Consider the following 21,047-nt stretch of genomic DNA (forward strand, 5'->3'; position numbering starts at 1 on the left):
CGGGGCCCAGGAGCGAACGACAAGAATGCCGGCGACTGCGCTCCGTTACCGCGACCTTCGCTCCTGAGCCCCGGCCTTCGCCGGGGAAGCGCTGAGCTAAGCAGCGAAGCGACACGTTCTGGCACCGCCCGGGCGGCTGCCAGGAAAGGTCAGTCTCCCCCGATCACCGCATCCGCATGAACAGCGCGAGTGCGTTGCGGGTGCTGTCCGCGAAGCGGTCGTAGATCGCGCGGGCGACCTCGGCGATCACGGGCTGGCGATCACGCCCACCGCGCGCGAACACCGCAAGCGCCACGCGCCGACCGTCGGGCATCGTGATGAATCCCACGTCATTGGTGACACCGTCGAGTGTGCCGGTCTTGTCCTCGACCAGGGTGCCCGCGGGGAGCAGTGCGCGGATCCGGCGCGTGCCCGTCGCACACCGGCTCATCAACCCGAACAGAAAGCTGCGGCTTTGCGCGGTCAGGACGGTGCCGCTGTCGAGCCTGGACAACAAGGCGACCATCGCGACCGGCGTGGCGACGTCCTTGATGTCGGCAAGATGTCCGCGCTCGCGCAGCAGCTGGGCGATATTGCGGTCCACGCGGATGCCGGCCATCTGGTGCGACGACAGCCACTGCTGCACCGCGAGCGGTCCGCCGAGCGTGGCGAGAATCTGATCGGTCGCATAATTGTCGCTGCGGATGATCATCAGCTCCAGCACCTTCGCGGCGGGGCGACCGTAGACCATGTCATTGAGGGTGCGGCGTCCCTGGTCGACCTGCGCGAGGTACGCTGCTGCGATCGCCACCTTGACCGTGCTCGCCATCGGAAACGGGGTGTCGCCATTAACGGAAACGATCGAGCCGTCCCGCAAGTCGAGCGCGGCGATGCCATATTCGCCCGAGCGTTCGGCGAGCAGCATGCTGAGCTTGCGCTCGAGGCCCATCAGTTCGGGCGAGCTCGCAGCCGCCGGTGTAGGGGCGAGGACGCTTGCGGCGATACTGGTGAGAAGCAGGCGGGAAAGCAGTGCTGCGCGCATCGATCGTCCTTGCGTATTGTCCTTCAGCGATGTGCTGGTGCTAGACCGAAATACATGAACATGTCGTGTTCCATATCGTGGAACATCATAGCCTGGAAGCGAAACGCGTGTGTTACGTTTTCTTGCGCTGGGAGGGCGATTGCCCGACGCGATGCGCTGGTGCGATTTGAGGCGCTTCCCGCCAACCACACACGCTTCACCGGCGAAGGGCGGGGCCCAGTTGCGAAGGTCGTGGTAACGAAGCGCAGGCGCTCGCATTTTTCTGTTTCGCTACTGGGCCCCGGCCTTCGCCGGGGAAGGGCAGAGAATGGGATGGCTGATCTCACGCCTTCTTGCGCGGCGGCCCCAACAACGCAGGCTCGAAGATCAGCGCACACACCAGCGTCCAGGCAAGCGAGATCATCAGGATCTTGCCCATGCTCGCGGTGCCGGGATGGTGCGACAGCCACAGGCTCCCGAACGCGCTGCCTGTCGCCAGGGCGCTGAACAGCACCGCGCGCGCGAGGCTCGACTGGAGCAGGTCGGTCGCCCCGCCGCGCCATGCCATCACAAAATAGATGTGGAACGCGACGCCCACCCCGAACAGCAAGGGGAAGGCGATGATGTTCGCGAAATTGATCGGCTGCCCGATCAGCACGCAACTGCTAAGCGTCAGGAACATCGACAGCACGACCGGGGCTAGCGTGAAGGCAACCTCGCGCGCATCGCGCAACACGACGAACAGCAGCACGCTGACCAGCGCAAGCGCGAGCACGCCAGCCTCGACGAACGCCCAGGCGACCGTCTTGGCGGCTTCCTGTGTCGCAACCGGCAGGCCGCTGGCGGTGGGCGCAACCTTGCGCACCGCGGCAGTGAAGCGCCGGAGCACGGCGTTGTCGTTGCTGTCGCCCTTGGGGAAGACCTGCACCAGCGCGCGACCGTCCCTGGCGACCCAATTGCCCGCAATCTCGGGCGGGAGCGTCTCGCGCGTCACCGCCTCGGCCTGCAGCGCGGTGCGGATCTGGTCGAGCATCGTGCCGAGCGGGGGGACGAGCAGCGCGGTCGCGCGGGTGCGCAGCGTGGGGGTTCCCGCCGCGAGTTGTTCGAACGCGCTGGCAAGATGGAGCGCATCGCTCACCCCGCCACGCGGCTCCCCCGCCGCCACGGTGCGCAAGGCGATTGCGGTCTGGCGCAGCGCGGCGATGTTCTCGGCGTCGCTCGGGGTGGCGGCTACGTCGAACGGGTTGATCGTCGCATCCAGCAGCAGCGATGCGTCCTGCACCAGCGCGAGCTTGGCCTCCTGGTCCTGCGGGACATATCCATCGATCGAAACGGCCTCGGCAACTTCGGGGAGTGTCGACAGCTTGGTCGCAAGCGCCTGTGCGGCCTGCGCATTGGGGGCGAGGACGTTGATCGTGTTGGGGGTGCGCAACGGATCGCGCATCAGGTCGGTCAGCGCGCGCATTGCCGGGCCGTCCTTCGCACGAAGGTGGAGCGGGTTGAAGTCGAACTGGACGAAGGGGAGCAGCGCGATGCTTCCCGCCATCGACAGCGCGAACGCCCACAACACCGTCTTGCGGTGGGTGTGGAGCCAGCGGTCGACCGGCGCGGCTTCGGCAAAGCCGACCTCGCGGCGTGGCGCGCCCGGCTTGAACAGCATCAGCAGCGCGGGCAGCAGCGTGACGCTGGCGGCAAGCGCGACCAGCATCCCCAGCCCGGCGATGATCCCCAGTTCGGCGATCCCGACATAGTCGGTCGGCAGGAACGCCCCGAACCCGAGGAACACCGCCCCAGCGGCGAGCGCGAGCGGCGCGCCAAGCGCGCGGGCCGCGTTTTCCAGCGCAGGGCCGGTGGTAGCGCCGTCGAGCCGTTCGGCATTGAAGCGCACCGCGATCTGGATCCCGAAGTCGACGCCAAGCCCCACGAACAAGGGAATGAATGCGACCGAAATCAGATTGAGCGCGCCGACCGCGAGCAACCCGAATGCAGTTGTGACGACCAGCCCAGCCACAATGGTCAGCAGGATCGCGGTGACGATCTTCGCGGAGCGTACCGCGAACCACAGCGTCACCAGCATCGCCAGCGCCATCACCGCGCCGACCCAGCCGATATTCTCCTCGAGCGTCGCGAACTCCTCGTCCGCCAGCGGGACTTCGCCGGTCGTGCGGACGGTGACGCCGTGGGCGGGATCGAGCTTCAACCTTGCAGCTTCCGCAACGATCGCGCCGACCGCATCCTCGCCTGGCTGGAGCGCGCCGTAATCGAGTCGCGGTTGCGCGAGAATCAGGCGGCGGCGCGGCGGGGCGGTCTGGCCCGATCCGGCGAACAGGTCCTGCCACGAGAAATAGGCGGGTTTCCCCGCCGCCGACGCATCGAGCGCGTCCGCCATCGTTCGCATCGGACGCGCGAGCCGCGACAACGGAATGTCCCCGCGCTCGACCCCGGTGAGCATCGTGGAGAACGCGCCCGCGATTCCGCGGAGCGACGGGTCGCTCGCCAGCGGACCGAGCAGTGGCTGCGCCTCGATCAAAGCCTTGGTGGAGGCGCGGACCTCGTCGGTCGATCCGAACAACAGGCCTTCGCGGTCGAAGTACGCCCCGCCATCCGGCCGCTGGATGCTGCGGAAGTGCTGTGTGTCGGCAGTTAGCGCCGCCGTCAGTTTCGCGGTCGCGTCTTCGGCCAGTTCGGGTGTCTTGCCGTCGACGACGACTAGCAGGACGTCCTTCAGTTGCGGGAACGCCTGTTCGACCGCCTTCTCCTGCTTGCGCCATTCGATCGTGGGGGAGATCAGCGCCGCGGTGTCGGTCGTCATAGCGAAATGGCCGGCGGCATAGGCGCCTGCGCCGACCACCAGCGCAAGGCACAGTCCGAGGACCGCAAAGGGCGACCGCACGCCGAGCGCGACGAGCCGTTCGAGCAGGCGAGCGATCATCGTTTACTTGCCTGCCGTCGGCGCGTCGGGGCCGATGAAGTAGCGGAGTTTCAGGCGGATCGTGCGTTCCTGCCCGTCGTAATCGAACACGGCTTCGTCCCACTTCGGGGGAGCCATGCGGATCTTGGCATCGTTCGAGAAACCGACGCCTTCCTTGGGGATGCCGAAGAGTGCGCGATCAACCTTTTTATTGCCATTCTGGTCATAGAACGCCTGCACTGCGTAGCGGCCCGGTTTTAGGTTGCGCAGCGTCACCGTGGTCAGCCCGATGCTCGGCGGGGCTTCGGCGGTGATCGGGCAATCCTTGAGGAACTGCGGCTGCGTGCAGAGATCGACATGGACTCGCCCGGTCAACGCGCGGACGTTGTCGACCTGGACGTGAAGTGTGCCGCCGGAGGGGGCTGCACCGATCGCGAACAAGGGCGCGATCGGAAGCAGGAACTTCCAGCGGAGCGGGGAGGGGAACCGAGTCATCGCGCGGCTCTAGCCGGGATTGTGTCCGAGATTAAGGCGCGATCGGCCCGCCGGTCGGTGGGTCAGGCGAAGATGTCCGAGAGTTGATCGATCTGCGGGCCATCCTTCCAGTCGCGCAACTCGACGTACAGCGATGTCTGGATCGCCGCGAACGCCGCCGTGCTGACCGTCGTCGAGATGGCACCCAGCACCGACGACAGCGTCAGGAAGCCATCCAGACCGCGCGTCGCGGGCGAAGGGAATCCCGTGATCGCAACGGTGACGATCCCGACGCCGGCGAGCAGTATGTAGTACAGCACGAGCACTACCAGCCCGATCCCGAACACATTCCAGCGCGCACCGCGCGTCAGGAACGCGCTGCGCCCGAACGCGCCGAACACACCCGTTCCTTCGATCACCAGCGCTGGCACTGCGACCGCCCAGGCGAGATACAGCAACACGCCGGGAATGATGAAGACCATGAACCCGAGCAACAGGGCGAAACCCATCACGATCCCGAGCGCGAGCAGCGGCAGGGCAAAGCGCGCACCCGTCGCGACGCAGGCAGCGAAGCTGACGGTGCGGTGGTCGCTATGCGCGATCGTCGCGCGGACCAGCCCGCCTTGCGCGAGTTGCGTCAGCACGAAGCTCGCGAGATAGATGCCGCCGATCAGCACCGCATTGGTCCCGAAATCACGCGTCGGGCCAAGCCCGGCCTGCCACAGGTTGAGCAGCGCGATTGGTAGCGCGCTGAAGAGAAAGGCGATTCCGAACATCGTGCCAGCATTGGCCCCCAGCGCGGCAAACGCCCGGTTGAACACCCGACCGATCGACATGCGGCGGTCGGACGCTGATGCTGCGCTGGCCATCGTGAAAACCCCCCGTGAACTGGCACGACCCTGACGCGAGATGCGAGGCGGGGCAAACGGTTTCGTTCGCGCGCTTCACGCCGTTTTCCTGCGAAGGCGGGAGTTCTGGAAAACCGTCCGTCATCCTGAACTCGTTTCAGGATCCAGCCCTCCGCGAGTCCGGTCCGTGCTTGTCGCACGGTAGATGCTGAAACAAGTTCAGCATGACGGCAACTTTGGGGCGCGGGTGACGATCAAACCTCCGATTGCCTTTACGCAAAGGTCTCGCTTGCGCGGGAGAGCAGTCCAGGAGGGAAGGCTGGGCGGGTCCGATCCTCGGTGCCGCGCCCGGCAAGGCCATTTTGCCGTTTGCGTGCATCGCCCGTTGGTTTAGGTTCAACGGCGTAGCGCCAATTGCGGCCCGGGGGATGCCAAGTGAGCGGGGGAATCGCGCAACACGCCGCCGCCGACGGCGACCGGTTCGCTGCCGCCCACGCGGCGCTCCGCGCGGACCCGAGCGTGCAGTTCACCCTGACCCGCGCAGCCCCGCCACCGAAACCACCGGAATGGTTGACGCACGTCCTCGAGTGGCTCGCGCACGTCCTGCAGCCGGTCGCGCGGTTGATCGGCTGGATCTCCCGGCAGATGCCGCAGGCGCCGTACGCGCGGATTTTTCTGTGGACGCTGATCGCCGCGTTGGTCGTGCTTTTGGGATGGGTGGTGTATCAGCGCATCCGCCACAGCGAATGGCGCTGGCCGCACCGCCGCGGCACGCGTCAGACCGAGCCGGTCGTCCCCGATCCTGACTGGCACCCCGACGCCGCGCCGGCGCAGGCGTGGCTGCGTGAGGCGGACCGGCTGGCGGCGGAAGGGCGCTATGCCGAGGCGGCGCACGTGCTGCTGATCCGCTCGATCGACGATATCGCGCGCCGCCGTCCCCGCGCCGTACGGCCCGCGCTGACCAGCCGCGAACTGAGTGAAGCGGACGCGGTGCCGCCTGCCGCGCGGCGCCTGTTCGCCGGGATCGCGGCGCTGGTCGAGCGCAGCCTGTTTGGCGCGCGCGCCGTCGACGCAAACGACTGGGCCAGCGCGCGTGCGGCGTATGAAGACTTTGCGCTACCGCAGGCGTGGCGCGGATGAGCGACGTTTCCACGACACGCGGGGCGGCGGACAGCGCATTCGACGTCCGCACGGTCGCCATCCTCATCGCGGTCGGGATAGTCGCGTTCCTCGCGATGGTCGTGCTCGGCGCCTATGCGCCCGACCTGCGTTCCGGGCGCAACGGTGGCGCGCACGCCCTGTCGAATGCGGCGGTCGGGTTCGGCGGGATCGTGCGGCTGGCCGAAGCGACCGGACGCAACCCCCGCATCGTTCGCGATCCCCGCCTTTTCAACACCGAGAACGTGGTCGTCCTGACCCCCGAGCGCGCCGACACCGACATGACGAAAGTGCTCGCGCAGCGCAGCGTCAAGCCGACGCTGGTGGTGCTACCGAAATGGGCGACGACCAAGGACCCGCAGCACAGCGGATGGGTCAATGTCGCCGCCTTGCTGCCGGAGCGCGAACCGCAAGGGGTGCTGGCACCGCAATATCCGCTGGTGGTGAAACGCTATCGCAGCGGCGGGCGGCCGCTGAAGGGGCTGGCGTGGATGCCAGCGAGCATGCGCTTCATGGCGCCGCGTGCGGTACAGACGATTACCGGACCCGGTGTGCGCCCGTTGCTGACCGATGCCGCCGGGCACGTCGTGCTCGCGCAGATCGGGAAGCACCCGTTCTACGTCCTCGCCGATCCCGATTTGCTGTCCAACGTCGGGATGCGTGATGCGGGGCAGGCGCGGGCGGCGCTCGACCTGCTCGACTGGCTCAATTCCACGGGGGCGGAGTCGGTCGTGTTCGACGTGACGCTCAACGGGTTCGGTCGCGGGCCCAGTCCGTTGAAACTGATGTTCGACCCGCCGTTCCTTGCGATGACGCTGGCGATCGCGGCCGCGGCGCTGCTCGCGGGCATTCAGGCGACCGCGACCTTCGGCGCACCGCGTCAGCGGCCGCGCGCGATCGCGTTCGGCAAGGCGGCGCTGATCGACAATGCCGCCGCGCTGGTGCGCAAGGCGCGGCGTCAGGGTGGGCTGGGTCCACGCTACGTCGACGTCGTGCGCGACCGCGCGATCGGGGTGTTCGGCGTGCCGGCGCGGATGCGCGACGATGCGCTCGATCGCTATCTGGACGCGCTGGCGGGGCGCGCACGCTTCACGACGCTGGCGGAGCAGGCACGCACGGCACGCCATCCGCGCGACATGCTCGCGGCGGCACAGGCGCTGCATCATTGGTTATGGGAGAAGACACGGTGACCGTAGACGATGTGCGCGGGCTCGCGCAGGCGATCCGGCAGGAGATCGGCAAGGCCGTGGTCGGGCAGGAGGCGAGCGTCGACATCCTGCTGGTCGCGCTGTTCGCGGGTGGGCACGTGTTGCTCGAAGGGCCGCCGGGCACCGCCAAGACGTTGCTCGCGCGGACGTTCGCGCGGGTCGTCGGGCTGGACTTCGGGCGGATCCAGTTCACCCCCGATCTGATGCCGGGCGACATCATCGGCGCGAACCTGTTCAACTTCCAGACGAGCACCTTCACGCTGACGCGCGGGCCGATCTTCACCGATCTGCTGCTCGCCGACGAAATCAACCGTACCCCGCCCAAGACACAGGCCGCGCTGCTCGAGGCGATGCAGGAGCGCACCGTGACGATTGACGGAGAGAGCCTGCCGCTGGGCCCGCGCTTCATGGTGGTGGCAACGCAGAACCCGATCGAACAGCAAGGGGTCTATCCCTTGCCCGAGGCGCAGCTCGACCGCTTCCTGTTCAAGCAGACCGTCGATTACCCGTCCGCCGCCGAGGAACGCCGGATCATCGCGACGCATGGCGCGCACCAGCAGGCGATGGCCCCGGAGGAATGGGGCGTCGAACCGCGCGCGGATGCGGCCACGATCGGCGCAGCGATCGACACGGTCGCGGGCGTGCGGCTGGTGGACGAAGTGATCGATTATATCGCAGCCCTGGTGCGGGGGACGCGCGGGGTCGCCGATCTCGAAAGCGGCGCTTCGCCGCGCGCGGGCGCGATGCTGGCCGGCGCGGCGCGCGCGCGGGCAGCAATCGACGGACGCGATTTCGTCATTCCCGATGACGTGAAGGCGCTTGCCCCGGCGTTGCTGCGCCACCGCCTGATCCTGTCGCCCGCCGCCGAGATCGACGGGCGGACGGTCGAGGATGTCGTCGCGCAGATCATCGAAACGATCGAAGTGCCGCGGTGAGCAAAGCCACCCCGTGCGCAACCGTACGCCTGCGCAGGAGCACGGCGCGCGCGTGATTTATCCCACTCGCCTTGCGGTGCTGGCGGCAGCGGCAGGGGCGCCGGTTGCGCTGGTGATCGGCGTGCTGTTGCCCGATCGCTGGTATGCCGGACTGGCGTGGCCGCTGGCCGTCCTCATGCTCGCGGTGGTCGATGCGGCAAAGGGCAGGCGTACCGCCGTCGTGCGGGTGGATCTGCCCGCGACCGCTTCGGTCGGCGACACGATCGATGCGACCCTGACCGTGACGCTGGCGGGTACGGCAAAGGTCGGTGGCGCGGAGGTCGCGCTGGCGGCCAACGCCCTGTTCGCCGCGGAGAATGACGGACGCGCGTCGGTCGTGATGCGCGACGGCAAGGGGGCCGCGCTGCTGCCGCTGACGGCGCTTCGGCGCGGGATCGGGCGGATCGATCGCGTCTGGACACGCTGGCGTGGCCCGCTCGGCCTCGTCTGGCATCAGCGCGCGGTCGCCAGCGACGTGCGCGTCGCGATCCTCCCCGATATCCGCCTGCTCCACGATAAGGGTGCCGAAATCTTCCGACGCCATGCGATCGACGGCTTGCTGACTCAGGTCGATCGCGGCGACGGGACCGATTTCGATGCGCTGGTCGAGTTCCGCTCGGGCATGGACCGGCGTGCGATCGACTGGAAACAGTCCGCGCGGCACCGCAAGCTCCACGCCAAGGAATATCGCACCGAACGCAACAACCAGATCGTCTTCGCGGTGGATTGCGGGCGGCAGATGTCGGACCCGGTCGCGGGAGTCCCGCGGGTCGATCGCGCGGTGTCGGCGATGCTGCTGACCGCCTGGGTCGCGCTCAAGCTGGGCGACCGGGTCGCGCTCCATGCGTTCGATTCGCGGCCGCGGATCGCCAGCGGGCTGGTGTCGGGAATGCCCGCTTTCGCCAATCTCCAGCGGCTCGCGGCGGAGATCGACTATAGTGTCGAGGAAACCAATTATACGTTCGCGCTGACCACGCTCGCCACGCGGCTGACGCGGCGGTCGATGATCGTGCTGTTCACCGAATTCACCGACCTGACGAGCGCGGACTTTCTGGTGCGCGCGGCGATGCGGATCGTGAAGACCCACCTGTTGCTGATCGTCGTGTTGCGGGACGAGGACGTCGAGGCGATCGTCGACCGTGCGCCCGCCACTGCGAATGACGTCACGCGCGCGGTCACCGCCGCGGCGTTGTTGCGCGACCGCAAGCTGGTGCTGGCGCGGCTGGAGCATGTCGGCGTCCATGTCATCGAGGCCGAGCATGACCGAGTCGGCGAACGTCTCGTCGCGGGTTATGTCGCGCTCAAACGGAGGAACCTGTTGTGACCGCGTCCGTGTCGCCGGTAGCCCAGCCGATGCTGGTCAACGCCAGCCGTTTCCGCGCAGCGCACGCGCCCGAGTGGGAACGGCTCGACGCGATTATCCGGCAGATCGAGCGGCGCTCGATCCGGGCGGTGTCGCAGGAAGATCTGCTCGCGCTGCCGGTGCTGTATCGCACCGCGCTGTCGTCGCTGTCGGTCGCGCGCGAGACGTCGCTCGACCGCGCGCTGACCGACTATCTCGAGCAATTGTGCACGCGCGCCTATTTCCAGCTGTACGGCGTCCAGACATCGGCATGGACTCAGCTCAAGCGGTTCTTCGTGCATGGCTGGCCCGCTGCGGTGCAGTCGCTGTGGCGCGAGACGCTCGTCTCACTGTTGCTGACGGTCGCAGGGGCGGTGGTCGGCTATCTGATCGTGCGCGGCGATGCGGCGTGGTTCTTCGCAATCGTCGGCGATGGCATGGCGGGCGGGCGCGATCCGTCCGCTTCGGTCGAGACGTTGCGCAAGACGATCTACGCGACCGAGCAGCAGAACGCACTGGCGACGTTCGCAGCCTATCTGTTCACGCACAATGCGCAGATCGCGATCTTCTCGTTCGCGCTGGGCTTCGCCTTTGCGGTGCCGACCGCACTGCTCATCACCTATAACGGCATGATGCTGGGGGCGTTCATGGCGGTGTTCGTGCCCAAAGGGCTGGGCATCGGTTTTACCGGGTGGATCATGATTCACGGCACGACCGAATTGTTCGCGATCATCCTGTCCGGCGCGGCGGGGTTCCGCATCGGCACCGCGATCGCCTTTCCGGGACGGCGCACGCGCGGTGATGCGGCAGTCGCAGCGGGGCAGACCGGCGCGGTTGCGATGGCGGGGACGGTCGTGATGCTGCTCGTCGCGGGGATGCTCGAGGGGATCGGGCGGCAAGTGCTGACCGACGACCTCACCCGTTATGCGATCGGCACGGCGATGCTGATCGGCTGGTTGCTGTATTTCTACCTGCCGAGGAAATCCGATGCGACCGCCGCGGGCTGAGCGCCGCGCCGATGCGGCGACCTTGCGGCGCAGCTTCGTCACGCCCGAAGGCGTCGACCTGCGGCTGCACCTGGGGAGTGCGGGAACCCGTGCGGCGGCATTCCTGATCGACGCCGGCGCGATCGTGCTGGTGCTGGTCGCGGCGACGCTGGTGATCTTTTCTCTGTTCTTCTCGGTCCATGCGCCCGCGCTGGCGATCGTGTGGATGATCGGCTTCTTCGTCCTGCGCAACGGGTGGTTCACGCTGTTCGAAATGGGTGGGCGTGGCGCGACCCCGGGCAAGCGTATCCTCGGCCTGCGCGTCGTCGCGCGCGACGGCGCACGGCTGAGCGGCGGCGCGGTGATCGCGCGCAATGCGATGCGCGAAATAGAGCTTTTCCTGCCGCTGACTTTCCTGGGGCAGCAGGCGGCGGAGGGGACGGCGGATACCTTCGTCACGCTGTTCGCGCTCGGCTGGAGCGGCATCTTCCTGGCCTTCCCGCTGTTCAATCGCGACCGTTTACGCGTCGGGGATCTGCTCGCCGGGACCTGGGTCGTTCGTACCGTCGGGGTTGCGCTGGGGTCGGAACTGGCGATGCCGTCGGCGCACCCGCGCCGGGTATTCAGCGATGCGGCGTTGAACCTGTATGGCGAATATGAATTGCAGACGCTCGAGGAGGTACTGCGCAGCGGGAAGCCAGACGCGATCGCGACAGTTGCAGCGACGATCCGGCGCAAGGCGGGCCTGCCGGATGATGGCGACGATGCGGGCTTCCTGAGCGATTATTACGCCGCTTTGTGTGTCCGGCTGGAACGTGGTCTGCTGGTCGGCAGGCGGCGAGCCGACAAGTTCGCGGTTGGACGATAAAAAAGCCCGACGCGACGGACGTCGCATCGGGCTTTTCGACAATCGAGCCGCCGTGACGGCGGCAAGCGATCGCTCAGCCGCGGCGTGCGCCGAGGCCGGTGACCAGCGCGCCGAGCGCAAAGCCAACGATTGCAGTGAGGCCAAGCGCGAGCAGTGGGCTATCCTCGACGGTGGCGCGGGCTGCGTCGACTGCGTCGCCATAGGTTTCCTCGATCTGGCCAGCGACCTTGCGCGCGGCACCCGAAACCTCGGTGGAACGATCGCCGGTCAGATTGCCGAAGCCTTCCTCGATCGAGCCTGCGGCCTGCTTGATGCCGCCCGTTACCTGATGCGTGTCCATAAAAGTCTCCTTTGGCTAGGGGGTTATATACTCGAAAATCGGGATTTAGATCCGACGACCACCGCATTGATACGCTACAGGCGGTGGTCGTCGTCTCAGCGCGCCGGGGGGGCAGACGCGCATCCTCCGACGCCGTTAGGCGCGGCGGACTTCGTGGCCGCGGCGGCGCGTTGCGGCCGCCCCGGCAAACCCTGCTGCACCGGCACCCAACAGGAGCGCGATGACTGCGGTAAAGGATGTTCCTGCGGCGGCGCTGGCACCGGTGTCAGCCGCGGACTTGGCGGTTTCGACCGTGCTGTTCTTCGCTGCGATGAACTGCTGCTTGGCGCGCGTGACCTGCGCTGCCGCCTCCGGACGCGAGATCTTGCGCTGGGCCGCGACGATGTCGACCACCCGTGCCTCGGCGCGGTTACCCTCGGCACCGCCCTGCGCCATTGCGGGGAGTTGCTTGGCGACTTCCTTCTGCGCTTCCTGCGACGTCATCAGCGCGGGATCGCTCGGGGCTGCATCGAGATAGGCCGCAGCCTGATCCTCGACGTCGATGCCCGCTGCCTTGGCGACGGTCGGTGCGCTTGCGCCGATGCTCGTGCCAGCGACGCTAGCGACGCTGCCGATCGTGCGGAAGGTGCCGCCGATGATCGAGCCGACTGCCGAACTCAGCAGATACAGCGTGATGATGAGCGTCACGCCCCAGATGACGAGGCCGTGCACGAACCCGTCAAACCGGTCGGTCAGGCCCGCGATCCGCGATGCTGCATAGCTGCCCGCGCCAAGCGCGACGATCGTGCTCACGACCCACCACAGCCCTGCGCCGATCCCGAAGCCGCTCGCGCTGGGCGTCGAGCCGTTGACCGGATCGACCAAGCTCATCCCGATCCCGGTACCGAGCAGACCCAGCACGATCTGGACCGCGATCGCGATCGTCACGCCGGCGAACACCGCCTGCCACGACATGCGCGACCGGTGGACGATCGCCCCACCGGGCGCACCGAGCGCGCGATCGTGCGGCGCGATCGGGTCTGATCCGTGGATCGGGTCAACGTAGGTATGGGCCATATGCTATTCCTTATGCTGCGATGACGGAATCGCCGGGCGGAACCCGCCCGCGATCGTCCTATTTATCGAGGGTATCGCGTGTGGCGGACCGCGCTTCGCCGAGTTCAGCCTGTGCCTTGCCGGCGGCCTTCTCGGCGGCGCCTTGCGCTTCGATGTTGCGATTGCCGGTAATCTTGCCGATCGCTTCCTTGATCGATCCGACTACCTGCTTTCCGGCACCTTCGATGCGGTCGTCCATCTCGCAATTCCTTCTGCTACCGGCGACGCGGTCGAAACCGCGCCCCCGTTGAGACCAGAAGTAATACCGAAATGGGCTTACCCTAGATCGATTTGCACCAAATCGTTTAGTGCAGAATCAGGGTATATTAAATATCCTTGATCGCCGGACGCCGCGCGGACGGCAGCGGGAAGCCGCGCTCGCGTGCCCAAATGATCGCGGCGGAACGACGATTGACCCCCAGTTTGCCATAGATACGCGCGACGTTGTTGCGCACGGTGTTGCGCGATACGCCCATCGCCTCGGCGACCGCGGCGTCGTCGAGCCCTTCGCACATCAGGCTCAGCGTTTCGCGTTCGCGACCGGTGAGCGAGGATACTTCGGCGACATGGCGCTGTGCACTGGGCGCGCGAAGGTTGGCGAGTTTTTCGACGATCGTGCGGCTGAACCAGTTGGTGTCGCGCATCACGGTTTCGATCGCGCCGATCAGTTCGCGTTCGGACTGGCGGCGCTCGGCGATGTCTTGGATCACCCACAGCACGCAATCGCTGCCGTGCATCGGAATGATGCCGGTTGAAATCAGTACGTCGACGCGTTCGCCATCCTTGCGCTGAAGGCAGGCGTCGCGCGCGTGGAACCCGCCATCGTCGCGGATTGCACGTTCGATTTCGGTGCGCGCGTTTGCCCCGTCGATCAATTTGAGCGAGCAGGCCGACTGCTGCTGGATATCCTCGGTGGTGTAGCCGGTGAGTTCCAGCAGCGCCGCATTGGCCTGGAGGAACCGATGCCCGTCGAGCGTCGCGACCGCCAGGCCGATCGGTGCCAGCTCGAACGTCCGATGCGCCCGCGCCTCGCTTTCGCGCAATTCCCCCTCGATCCGGCGGCGTGGCTCGAGATCCGCGAAGGTGAACAGCATGCACGGTTGCTCGTTCAGGTCGATCGGCTGCCCGCCGACGATCACCAGTTTGCGCCCACCGTTCGGCAAATGCAGGTCCGCCTGCATCTGCGGGATCGTCCGCCCTTCGCGCAACCGCTGCTTGGCGAGGCCCGGGTCCGACACGTCCGCAAGCACGTCGAGTTCGTAGACGGTGCGGCCAAGCACGTCCTCGCGTTCGCGCCCGGTCATCTCGAGAAAGCCCGTGTTGACCTTTACGAAACGCTGGTCGGACAGGCGGCAGATTACCGCGGGTGCGGGGTTGGCCTTGAACGTCTGCTCGAACCGTTCCTCCGCCTCGAACAGCATCGAGACGTCCTGGATCACCAGCACGAGCAGATCGGGTTTGTCCTCGCTGTCGGTCAGCACCAGGCTGCGGATTTGGTGGATCCAGCGGGCTTCCTCGTCGCCCTCGCGTAGCACCTCGACGATGACCTCGCTGAACGCCTCGCCGGCGACGACGCGTTCCAGCGGATAATCGGGGGCTTCGAGCCAATGGTTGTTGCGATAGCGCAGGCGGAATCGGTCGCGATACTCATCGATCGTCTTGCCGAGATCGGGAATCCGCTCGACCCCGTGCATCCGCAAGCCCGCTTCGTTTGCCCACAGGATATCCTGATCGGGGGAAACGATGATCACCCCCTCGGTCAGGCCCGACACGATCTGCTGAAGGCGACGCAGATCGACGCCAGTGTGATGTAATGCGGGCATTGCCTTCGGCTTCCGTAAATCTAGTAACAAATGTTACAACGCGGATGACCAAGGGTCGGGAGCAACCGTTGCGAAAATTCCGGCGGACGCGGTCAGGTCGCGCTGCGTTCCGCCGTCATGCCGGTGCCAGGCGATACAGTGCCGCACCATGCACCGGCAGCCGCCGCGTCAGGCGACCCCGCACGACGCCTTCGTCCGTCCGGCTCCACAGATCGCGCACGCGTACCGCTTCCGGCGCGCCGACCGCGCGCAAGTCGATCGTCACGGTGCTGGGCTCCTTGCCGGTGTTGAACAGTGCGAGATAGCAGTCCGCCCCCGTCTCGGGGCGCGCCGACCAGACCCGTGCGGCATCGGTGAGGTAATGCGGCTGATTGTCCCGGCTTGCCTGGTTGACCGCGATGACCTCGGGGTTGGTGAGCAGCGCTAGCGTCGGCGCATCGAGATGCCGCAGATCGCCGCCCATGATCAACGGCGACCGCGCGATCGACCAGAGCGTCATCAGCGTGCGCTGTTCGTCCGGCGTGAAGCGCGTGTCGCGCTCGCCGAGCGACAGGCGTCCGAGCGGGAGCATGTCGGCATCGGGCCAGCCACCCGCGCGACGATAGGGGTTCCAGTTCTCCAGCCGGGTGAACTGCGCCTCCAGCATCGCCCAATTGTCCCAAAAATCGTCCGAAATCCTCCACATCTGGGCATGTTGCCGGACGTGTTCGGCACGATCCACGGGGGTTTCCCCGGGCGACAGACTCAGCAGGATTGGACGCCCGGTGGCGGCGATCGCGCGCGCGGCGGCTTCGATCTCGGGCGCATGCGCATCGTAGGGACGGCTCATGTCGTCCATCTTGACGAAGTCGACGCCCCACGACGCGAACAGCGCGAAGACGCTGTTATAATAGGCCTGCGCACCCGGTTTGCGCATGTCGACGCCGTACATGTCGGGGTTCCAGCTACACACGCTGGAGGTATCTGCGATCGCGCTGGCACGCAGGTTGGTGCCGAGGATCGGCAGGTCGCGCTCGACCGCAAGCCGCGGAATGCCGCGCATCAGATGAACCCCGAAGCGCAGGCCGAGCTTGTGCACGGTATCGGCGAGCGGGCGGAACCCTGCGCCACCCGCGCTCGACGGGAAACGGTTGAGGGCAGGGATCAGCCGCCCGTGCGCGTCGATCGTGGGCTTCGGCTTGGCGTTGTAAGTGTAGCTTTTGGCGTCGGGATCGTACCACTGGATGTCGACGGTGAACACGTCATAGCCCGACGGCAGCAGTTTTTCTGCCATGATCCGGGCGGTTTCGATCGCCTGCGCCTCGGTAATCGTGGTGGCGAAGCTGTTCCAGCTGTTCCACCCCATCGGCGGCCGCGGCGCGAGCACCGCGGCACCGCGCGCCCTGGCGGGGAGCGGCGCCGACACCGCAAGTGCAGCACCGCTGCCGATGCCGAGCCCGGCGCCCTGGAGGATTGTTCGGCGGGTTACGCTCATGGCGTCAGGTCTCCAATAAGGAAATTGGCCGTGCTCTACGCGCGGTCTGCAAGCGCGATGTCACGCGCGGATCAGGATCGCGGTGTCGGCTTCGGCCTGGCGGATCAGCGCGATCGTCGCCTCGCGCGCGGCGTCGGGTTCCCCCTCTGCGATCGCATCGAACAGCCGCTGATGCTGCGGCATCGAATCGCTGGGTTTGACGGGTTGGCGGTGTTTGTAGATCGTCGTCCAGCGCACCGCGGATCCGATCGTCCCGGCCAGACTGACCAGCAGCTCGTTGTGCGTCGCCTCGAGGATGATGTGGTGGAAGCGCTGGTCAGCGGCCTGACCGATCGCGGAGGCGAGGCCGTGCTGGTGCATTTCCTCGAGCGCATGGCCCATGCCGGACACCTGGCGCGACGTGCGGGTCATCGCGGCAAGCTCCGCCGCGGCGGGTTCGATGATCAAGCGGAGCTGGAACAGGCTGCGCACGAACGAGACGGGGGGTTCGGCCTCAAACATCCAGGCGAGCAGATCGGGATCGAGCAGGTTCCACTCGGCACGCTCACGGACCCGGGTGCCTGTCTTGGGCTTGCTCTCGAGCAGCCCCTTCGCGCTGAGCATCCGCAACGCCTCGCGCACGACCCCGCGCGAAATGCCGCGCTGGTCGGCGAGTTCGTGCTCGCCCGGCAGGATCGACATTGGCGGGTAGCGGCCCGTTACGATCGCGATGCCGATATCGCGCGCGACGGCGCTGTGCGCCGGGCCACGTCGTCGTTCGGCAATCGGGTGGCTGGTCATCAAGGCGTTCCTCCCCGTCGGTACTGCGCATCGTGCGCCACGTTTGGCTGCACGAACATAAAAGATTGCGGGCACCCTTATCACGCAAATTTCAGTCTTGTCCTACAATTTGAGCGTGCTAATAACTCATACAAGCAGTGGATGCGGACGACGGGCAAGTCGTTGACGACATCGCGCATAGGGGAAGGGGCCGGTCATCGCGAACATTCGCTACACCACGCTGTCAGGCGTATCGCCCACGGCGGATCGACATTCGTCAGCGATCGCCCAAGGCGGCGGTTCGTGCCCTTCCCATTGAGCCAGCAGCGTCGCCGCTGTTCGACTTTTGCACCCTATTGATTCCCTCCTGCCGACGTGGTGCCCTCCGCCACGTCGGCGTTTTTTCAGGTCCGGGGTCGATTCTGCCACATGTTTTTCGCCACCTTCCGCGCCGCAGTTTCGCGCCAGCGACCGTGCGCATCCCTTGATACGATACCGGGAGACTCAGATGAAGCTTCGCACCCTATTGATCGGCGTCAGCACGCTGGGTCTCGCTACCTCCGCCTTCGCGCAGAATGCCCCGCAGGTGCAGCCGGTACAGGTCGATCCGTCGCGCCCCGACTGGGAAAATCCCGCGGTGTTCGCGCGCAACAAGCTGCCTGCGCATGTGACGAGCTTCCCGTTCGAGACCCGCGCTGCGGCGCTCGCCGGGGACAAGGCGCGATCGGCGCGGTTCCTCAGCCTCGACGGGACGTGGAAGTTCGCCTTCTCGCCCTCGTCGGATGCCACCCCGACCGGGTTCGAGCAGCCCGGTTTCGACGTTGCATCCTGGAAGGACATCAAGGTGCCCGCGGACTGGCAGACGCAGGGGTTCGACCAGGCGCGCTACAATAACATCGTCTATCCGTTCCCCGCCAACCGCCCGCTGATCCCGCACGCGACCAATCCGGTCGGCAGCTATCGCCGCGACGTCACGCTGCCCGCCGCGTGGAGCGGACAGGACGTGATCCTGCACATCGGGGCGGCGGGTTCCGCTTATGACGTCTGGGTCAACGGCAAGAAGGTCGGCTATTCGGAGGATTCGAAGCTCCCGAGCGAATTCGACGTCACGCCCTTCGTGACCGCAGGCCGCAACACGGTGGCGATCCAGATCCATCGCTGGTCGGACGGCTCCTATCTCGAGGATCAGGATTTCTGGCGCGTCTCGGGGATCGAGCGCGAAGTGTATATGATGGCGGCGCCCAAGACCCGGGTGGACGACATCTTCGTCCACGCCGGGCTCGACAAGGCGTATCGCGACGGCGTGCTGTCGACCGAGGTGACCGTGTCGCCGACGACCAAGCCCGTCACCGCGCGCATGACGCTGATGGAGGGGGATCGCGCGGTGCTGGTCCGCGCGCAGGCGGTGAAGGCCGGCGCGGCGGCACAGACCGTGACGCTCGCGGCCCCCGTGCCGGGCGTGAAGCCGTGGACCGCCGAGACGCCCAATCTCTATACGCTGCTGGTCGAACTGGTGGGCACGGACGGCAAGGTGATCCAGGCGACGCCACAGCGGATCGGCTTCCGCACCGTGGAGATGAAGGACGGCCAGGTCAGCGTCAACGGCAAGCCGATCATCATCCGCGGCGTCAATCGCCACGAGCATGACCCGGAAACCTTCCACGTCATCTCCGAAGCGTCGATGCGGCGCGACATCGAGCTGATGAAGCGCGCCAACATCAACGCGGTGCGCACGTCGCATTACCCCAATGATCCGCGCTGGTATGCGCTGGCGGACGAATACGGCCTGTACGTGATGGACGAGGCCGATATCGAGAGCCACGCCTATATGGAGTATGGCAACAACCACGCCGAGGAGCGCGCCAAATACCAGCTCGGCTTCGACCCCGCGTGGAAGGACGCGCATGTCAGCCGCGTCGTCAACATGGTCGAGCGCGACAAGAACCACCCCTCGGTGATCTTCTGGTCGCTCGGCAACGAAGCCGGGATCGGGCCCAATTTCGCCGCCGCCGCCGCTGCCGCCCGCGCGCGCGATCCGAACCGGTTGATCAGCTATCTCGGCTGGGGGACGTTCGACCGCATCGACGACCATCGCCCGAACTTCTACGCCGACATCTACGCGCCGATGTACGACAGTGCGGATCAGATGGCGAACTACGCAACCAACTGGAACTTCGCGCAGCCGATCATCCAGTGCGAATATGCGCACATGATGGGTAATTCCGGCGGCAATCTGCTCGAATATTGGAACACGATATACGCGCATCCGAAGAAACTGCAGGGCGGCTTCATCTGGGACTGGGTCGACCAGTCGATGTACCGCTACACCAAGGACGGTCGTCGCTATTGGGGCGACGGTGGCGAATATGGCCCCAATTCCGGTGGCGACATCGAGTTCGGCGATGGCCTGCTCCAGTCGGACCGCACGCCCAACCCGGCGTGGTACGAACTGCAGAAGGTCTATGCGCCGATCCAGTTTGAGGGCTTCGACCCCGCAACCGGACGCGTGACGGTACGCAACCGGCATGATTTCCGCGACCTGACGGGCTTCGGCTTCGATTGGGAAGTACAGGAGGACGGCGTCGCGATCGCCAAGGGCGCGCTGCCGGCAATGAAGACCGCGGCGCACGGAACCGAGACGGTGACGCTCCCGATCGGCACGATCCCGCGCAAGCCAGGTTCCGAATATTTTGTGACGGTGCGTGCGCGCGCCGAGGCAGGGGCGGTGCCGCTGGTTCCGGCGGGGTATGTGGTGAGCTGGGAGCAGTTCGCGACTGGCCCCGCGCCCGTACAGCCAGTCGCGCCTGCGCGCGGGTCCGTCGCCACGACGGATCGGGACGGTGCGCTTACGCTGAGCGCGGGCGGCGCGACGCTGGCGATCGATCGCAAGACCGGGCTGGTGCGGCGCTATGCGCAGGGCGACGTGACGCTCGCGACCGGCGGCGCGCCGCACTTCTGGCGCGCGGTGACGGATAACGACCTCGGCATTGGCACCGCCAAGCAACTGGCGGTGTGGAAGACGATGAGCGACACGCGCACCGTGCGCAGCGTCACGCGCGTCGCGGGCGCCGATGGTGCCGCCGGTGTGCGCGTCGATTATGCGCTGGGCGACGGCGCGGCGACCTTCACCACGCTGTACACCATGACCGGCGACGGCGCAGTCGCGGTGCAGGGCGACCTGACCCCGCTCAAGCAGGACTTGCCGTCACCGTTCCGCGTCGGTCTGGCGTTCGCGATGCCGACCGCCATCACGACCGCGGAGTGGTATGGCCGCGGGCCGCACGAAAGCTATGTCGATCGCAAGACGTCCGCGCCGATCGGCCTGTGGCGCGGCGCGATCACCGAGCAGAACCACGATTACATCCGCCCGCAGGAAACCGGCAACAAGGTCGACGTGCGCTGGATGGAGTTGAGCGGGGCAGGGCACGGCTTGCGTGTCAGCGGTGACACACCGCTGATGATCAACGCGCTCGCCTTCCCGTATGCCGATCTCGACCGGCATACGCCCGGTACATGGAAGTCGACCGATGTCGTCCCGCACGGTCAGGTGACGCTGCTGGTGGATGGCGCGCAATGGGGCGTCGGCGGCGATACGCAGTGGAGCGAGCTCGGCAAGCCGCTGCCCAAGTACCGCATCCCGCTCGCCCCGACCCGCGTCAGCTTCCGCCTCGCGCCGTTCACCGGCGCGGGCACGACGCCCGACAAGGCGTTGCCAGCGACCGCAACCACCGGGGAATGACCCGCATTCTTCCTGCGGCCGATGGTCGCTACGGCACTCAAGGAGCTT

17 protein-coding genes are annotated in these 21,047 nt (G+C 66.6%); 7 read left to right on the forward strand and 10 right to left on the reverse strand.

Features of this window, described 5'->3' with window-relative positions; translation table 11 throughout:
* Positions 1-163: 163 nt before the first annotated feature.
* The 4 genes from ABIC17_RS05660 to ABIC17_RS05675 all read right to left on the reverse strand — a co-directional run bounded on the left by ABIC17_RS05660 (position 164) and on the right by ABIC17_RS05675 (position 5,254).
* Complete coding sequence (locus tag ABIC17_RS05660; RefSeq protein WP_354279921.1) at positions 164-1,021, reverse strand: serine hydrolase; 858 nt, start codon at positions 1,019-1,021, stop codon at positions 164-166.
* Between the two features lie 322 nt (positions 1,022-1,343).
* Complete coding sequence (gene hpnN, locus ABIC17_RS05665; protein WP_354279923.1) at positions 1,344-3,932, reverse strand: hopanoid transporter HpnN; 2,589 nt, start codon at positions 3,930-3,932, stop codon at positions 1,344-1,346.
* Between the two features lie 3 nt (positions 3,933-3,935).
* The gene (locus tag ABIC17_RS05670) at positions 3,936-4,406 is read right to left on the reverse strand and encodes a DUF2141 domain-containing protein (protein WP_354279925.1); all 471 of its coding nucleotides are present in this window, start codon (positions 4,404-4,406) and stop codon (positions 3,936-3,938) included.
* A gap of 62 nt (positions 4,407-4,468) precedes the next feature.
* On the reverse strand, positions 4,469-5,254 hold the full coding sequence (locus tag ABIC17_RS05675; RefSeq protein ID WP_354279926.1) for a DUF7847 domain-containing protein: 786 nt from the start codon (positions 5,252-5,254) through the stop codon (positions 4,469-4,471).
* Between the two features lie 414 nt (positions 5,255-5,668).
* Between ABIC17_RS05675 and ABIC17_RS05680 the strand changes: the two genes are divergently transcribed.
* Genes ABIC17_RS05680 through ABIC17_RS05705 form a run of 6 tightly spaced genes read left to right on the forward strand, consistent with a single transcriptional unit; the run spans position 5,669 to position 11,769 of the window.
* The gene (locus ABIC17_RS05680; protein WP_354279928.1) at positions 5,669-6,373 is read left to right on the forward strand and encodes a DUF4129 domain-containing protein; all 705 of its coding nucleotides are present in this window, start codon (positions 5,669-5,671) and stop codon (positions 6,371-6,373) included.
* Positions 6,370-7,581 carry a hypothetical protein gene (locus tag ABIC17_RS05685; RefSeq protein WP_354279930.1) on the forward strand — a complete coding sequence of 404 codons (1,212 nt, stop codon included), beginning with the start codon at positions 6,370-6,372 and terminating at the stop codon, positions 7,579-7,581. The genes ABIC17_RS05680 and ABIC17_RS05685 overlap by 4 nt, the downstream gene beginning before the upstream one ends.
* Positions 7,563-8,534 carry an AAA family ATPase gene (locus ABIC17_RS05690; protein ID WP_502958413.1) on the forward strand — a complete coding sequence of 324 codons (972 nt, stop codon included), beginning with the start codon at positions 7,563-7,565 and terminating at the stop codon, positions 8,532-8,534. The genes ABIC17_RS05685 and ABIC17_RS05690 overlap by 19 nt, the downstream gene beginning before the upstream one ends.
* Before the next feature lie 52 nt (positions 8,535-8,586).
* Positions 8,587-9,897 (forward strand): DUF58 domain-containing protein, encoded by a 1,311-nt coding sequence (locus ABIC17_RS05695; RefSeq protein ID WP_354279934.1) that lies wholly within the window; start codon positions 8,587-8,589, stop codon positions 9,895-9,897.
* Entirely contained in the window at positions 9,894-10,922 is a 1,029-nt protein-coding gene (locus ABIC17_RS05700) for a stage II sporulation protein M (RefSeq protein ID WP_502958414.1), read from the forward strand. Before ABIC17_RS05695 ends, ABIC17_RS05700 begins: the two co-directional genes overlap by 4 nt.
* The gene (locus tag ABIC17_RS05705) at positions 10,903-11,769 is read left to right on the forward strand and encodes an RDD family protein (RefSeq protein WP_354279935.1); all 867 of its coding nucleotides are present in this window, start codon (positions 10,903-10,905) and stop codon (positions 11,767-11,769) included. The genes ABIC17_RS05700 and ABIC17_RS05705 overlap by 20 nt, the downstream gene beginning before the upstream one ends.
* A 73-nt stretch (positions 11,770-11,842) precedes the next feature.
* Here ABIC17_RS05705 and ABIC17_RS05710 read toward each other — a convergent pair whose 3' ends face one another.
* The 6 genes from ABIC17_RS05710 to ABIC17_RS05735 all read right to left on the reverse strand — a co-directional run bounded on the left by ABIC17_RS05710 (position 11,843) and on the right by ABIC17_RS05735 (position 17,281).
* The gene (locus ABIC17_RS05710) at positions 11,843-12,109 is read right to left on the reverse strand and encodes a CsbD family protein (RefSeq protein WP_354279937.1); all 267 of its coding nucleotides are present in this window, start codon (positions 12,107-12,109) and stop codon (positions 11,843-11,845) included.
* A 135-nt stretch (positions 12,110-12,244) separates the two neighbouring features.
* Entirely contained in the window at positions 12,245-13,165 is a 921-nt protein-coding gene (locus tag ABIC17_RS05715; protein WP_354279939.1) for a hypothetical protein, read from the reverse strand.
* 58 nt (positions 13,166-13,223) lie between these two features.
* Positions 13,224-13,403 carry a CsbD family protein gene (locus ABIC17_RS05720; protein ID WP_354279940.1) on the reverse strand — a complete coding sequence of 60 codons (180 nt, stop codon included), beginning with the start codon at positions 13,401-13,403 and terminating at the stop codon, positions 13,224-13,226.
* Positions 13,404-13,530: 127 nt separating this feature from the next.
* Positions 13,531-15,027 carry a helix-turn-helix transcriptional regulator gene (locus tag ABIC17_RS05725; protein WP_354279942.1) on the reverse strand — a complete coding sequence of 499 codons (1,497 nt, stop codon included), beginning with the start codon at positions 15,025-15,027 and terminating at the stop codon, positions 13,531-13,533.
* 115 nt (positions 15,028-15,142) lie between these two features.
* Entirely contained in the window at positions 15,143-16,501 is a 1,359-nt protein-coding gene (locus tag ABIC17_RS05730) for a glycoside hydrolase family 27 protein (protein WP_354279944.1), read from the reverse strand.
* A 60-nt stretch (positions 16,502-16,561) separates the two neighbouring features.
* Positions 16,562-17,281 (reverse strand): FadR/GntR family transcriptional regulator, encoded by a 720-nt coding sequence (locus ABIC17_RS05735; protein WP_354279946.1) that lies wholly within the window; start codon positions 17,279-17,281, stop codon positions 16,562-16,564.
* A gap of 487 nt (positions 17,282-17,768) precedes the next feature.
* On the opposite strand from ABIC17_RS05735, the gene ABIC17_RS05740 reads away from it, so the two are divergent.
* Positions 17,769-20,999 carry a glycoside hydrolase family 2 TIM barrel-domain containing protein gene (locus tag ABIC17_RS05740; protein ID WP_354279948.1) on the forward strand — a complete coding sequence of 1,077 codons (3,231 nt, stop codon included), beginning with the start codon at positions 17,769-17,771 and terminating at the stop codon, positions 20,997-20,999.
* Positions 21,000-21,047: the final 48 nt, after the last annotated feature.

It is taken from the genome of Sphingomonas sp. PvP056, assembly GCF_040549155.1.
GTDB lineage: Bacteria > Pseudomonadota > Alphaproteobacteria > Sphingomonadales > Sphingomonadaceae > Sphingomonas.

What these genes read in the sequence shown, in the direction of transcription:
- ABIC17_RS05660 (WP_354279921.1), bottom strand. Translation starts at nt 1,021, where the DNA reads ATGCGCGCAGCACTGCTTTCCCGCCTGCTTCTCACCAGTATCGCCGCA.
- ABIC17_RS05710 (WP_354279937.1), bottom strand. Translation starts at nt 12,109, where the DNA reads ATGGACACGCATCAGGTAACGGGCGGCATCAAGCAGGCCGCAGGCTCG.
- ABIC17_RS05730 (WP_354279944.1), bottom strand. Translation starts at nt 16,501, where the DNA reads ATGAGCGTAACCCGCCGAACAATCCTCCAGGGCGCCGGGCTCGGCATC.
- ABIC17_RS05740 (WP_354279948.1), top strand. Translation starts at nt 17,769, where the DNA reads ATGAAGCTTCGCACCCTATTGATCGGCGTCAGCACGCTGGGTCTCGCT.
- ABIC17_RS05735 (WP_354279946.1), bottom strand. Translation starts at nt 17,281, where the DNA reads ATGACCAGCCACCCGATTGCCGAACGACGACGTGGCCCGGCGCACAGC.
- hpnN (WP_354279923.1), bottom strand. Translation starts at nt 3,932, where the DNA reads ATGATCGCTCGCCTGCTCGAACGGCTCGTCGCGCTCGGCGTGCGGTCG.
- ABIC17_RS05685 (WP_354279930.1), top strand. Translation starts at nt 6,370, where the DNA reads ATGAGCGACGTTTCCACGACACGCGGGGCGGCGGACAGCGCATTCGAC.
- ABIC17_RS05670 (WP_354279925.1), bottom strand. Translation starts at nt 4,406, where the DNA reads ATGACTCGGTTCCCCTCCCCGCTCCGCTGGAAGTTCCTGCTTCCGATC.
- ABIC17_RS05690 (WP_502958413.1), top strand. Translation starts at nt 7,563, where the DNA reads ATGGGAGAAGACACGGTGACCGTAGACGATGTGCGCGGGCTCGCGCAG.
- ABIC17_RS05715 (WP_354279939.1), bottom strand. Translation starts at nt 13,165, where the DNA reads ATGGCCCATACCTACGTTGACCCGATCCACGGATCAGACCCGATCGCG.
- ABIC17_RS05725 (WP_354279942.1), bottom strand. Translation starts at nt 15,027, where the DNA reads ATGCCCGCATTACATCACACTGGCGTCGATCTGCGTCGCCTTCAGCAG.
- ABIC17_RS05720 (WP_354279940.1), bottom strand. Translation starts at nt 13,403, where the DNA reads ATGGACGACCGCATCGAAGGTGCCGGAAAGCAGGTAGTCGGATCGATC.
- ABIC17_RS05675 (WP_354279926.1), bottom strand. Translation starts at nt 5,254, where the DNA reads ATGGCCAGCGCAGCATCAGCGTCCGACCGCCGCATGTCGATCGGTCGG.
- ABIC17_RS05705 (WP_354279935.1), top strand. Translation starts at nt 10,903, where the DNA reads ATGCGACCGCCGCGGGCTGAGCGCCGCGCCGATGCGGCGACCTTGCGG.